This is a genomic window from Zhenhengia yiwuensis (assembly GCF_014384995.1).
Lineage (GTDB): Bacteria > Bacillota > Clostridia > Lachnospirales > Cellulosilyticaceae > Zhenhengia > Zhenhengia yiwuensis.
This window is the reverse complement of sequence record NZ_JACRSY010000095.1, coordinates 1-1,922: the sequence shown is the minus strand read 5'-3', so window position 1 is coordinate 1,922 and position 1,922 is coordinate 1. Positions and strand designations below refer to the sequence as shown.

The 1,922-nt window shown below is 34.7% G+C and carries 3 protein-coding genes; all 3 read left to right on the top strand.

The window, feature by feature from the left end; translation table 11 throughout:
* The coding region (locus tag H8718_RS20045; protein ID WP_249334831.1) for a conserved phage C-terminal domain-containing protein at nt 1-466 on the top strand (466 nt) is incomplete at its 5' end.
* A gap of 12 nt (nt 467-478) precedes the next feature.
* Complete coding sequence (locus H8718_RS20040; protein WP_249334830.1) at nt 479-1,291, top strand: ATP-binding protein; 813 nt, start codon at nt 479-481, stop codon at nt 1,289-1,291.
* Between the two features lie 11 nt (nt 1,292-1,302).
* Entirely contained in the window at nt 1,303-1,620 is a 318-nt protein-coding gene (locus H8718_RS20035; protein WP_249334829.1) for a hypothetical protein, read from the top strand.
* The last annotated feature ends 302 nt before the right edge of the window (nt 1,621-1,922 follow it).

The following is a 1,922-nucleotide window of genomic DNA, read 5'->3' as shown; positions in this document are numbered from 1 at the left end:
TGATGGTGAACCACAAATGCAAAGTGGAGATAACACAAATGCATTTGTGAAAAATCACAAATGCAAAGACGAGAAAAACGCAAATGCAAATGTGGAAAATCACACACCAATACCAAATAATAATAAACCCATTATTAATAAACCAAATAATCAAAACGATAATACATATATTGTCGAGATTGTAGAATACCTTAATCAAGTTTGTGGTACTAACTATAAAGCCACTACTAAAAAGACTCAGCAATTAATCGTTGCACGATTGAATGAAGGGTTCAGTGTGGATGAATTTAAAACAGTTATTGATAAACAGTTTAAGAAATGGGTAGGCACAGAATGGCAGCAATATCTAAGACCTAACACATTATTTAATGGTGATAAGTTTGAAGGTTATCTCAATGCACCTATAAGTACAGGTAAGAGCATTGAGGGACATGAAATAAGTCAAGAAGAAGATTGCCCATACTAAGGAGTGAATAAAATGAGTGATATGTATACAGGCAGTTGTTTAAAGGAAGCTATAGCAAGGATGCAAGATCCTAATTATAAGCCCGGTGGAAGTAAATCATATAAATGTAACCTTTGTAATGATAAAGGCTACATAGCCACTACGTTAAGTGGGGAGAAGAAGAAGCTAACAGATGTGCTATCAAGCCAAATTGATTATGTACGACCTTGTAAGTGTCAATTAGAAAAACAGATGTATAGCAAGATGAAATACTCAAATATAGAGCTAGACCAGTATGAAAAGAAAAGCTTTGAAACTTTTAAAAGAGATACCGAAGAAGCAGATAAGATGTATGAATTAGCCTATAAGTTTTTGGAATCAGATGCACAAGGGGTAGGATTTTTTGGAAAGAGTGGAACAGGGAAAACACATATCTGTACAGCAATATGTAATGAACTTGCAAAAAGAGGGGTTCAGCATAGGTACTTCAATTACAGAACAGATATTCAAAGGTTAAAAGCACTTGTATACAAGCATGAAGAGTACAATGCCTTAATTAATGACTTTAAAATGGCGACAGTTTTATACATAGATGACCTCTTTAAACTTTCTAAAAATAGTAATGGTGAAATGAATATCCAAGAAATGCAGATTGTATTTGACATTATCAATAGTAGATACATGAACAAAAAAAGAATCATCGTTTCAAGTGAATATACTGTGGCAGAAATGAAACAATTTGATGAAGCTACAGCTGGGCGCATACGTGAAATGATAGATGATTTAGGTATGAAAGTAGAAGGTGTAAACAGACGGTTTAAACAATTAAGAATTAAAACAGCATAGTAGGTGAAGATATGAATTTGACATTAGGATGTATAGATGGGACAGGCAAAGAAGTGGTTTATTACTTGATGGATGGACAGAGTATGTCTAAGCAAGAATGGATTGGCCTAGTAAAGAAACATATAAAGCAGAATGGGAATCAGACGGGTTATGAAAAGATACATGCAACAGTAAGCCTATGGAATAAACATGACTCCATTGAAGAAGTGGCAATGCATGTCTATGCATCTAAGTACTGCACGAACCTTCAAGTGGAAAAGAGAGAAAGGACTGTTAAACCAATAAAAGCAGAAAAGGAAACAGGTTATAAACAGCTAACAATTTGTTAGGAGGAACAGGATGGCTATTATAAATTGCGACAGCGTCCAGTATAAATGGTGTACTAATGGAGAATGTACTTTACAAGGAATAAAGGTTATTAACGGCTTATGCCAAGAGTTCGTTAAAGAGTAGTCTGTATAGACTAAAGGAATAGTCAAAACAGACTAACAAAGAGGGAGGCATAAATGGACAAGCGTTATTACAGCTATTTAGCAGATATGAAGCTAAAAGCAACTGAATATAGGATTGTACTTGTACTGCTTACAAAGCCTTATACAGCTGCACAGTTGGTAAAAGAGACTGGCATTGC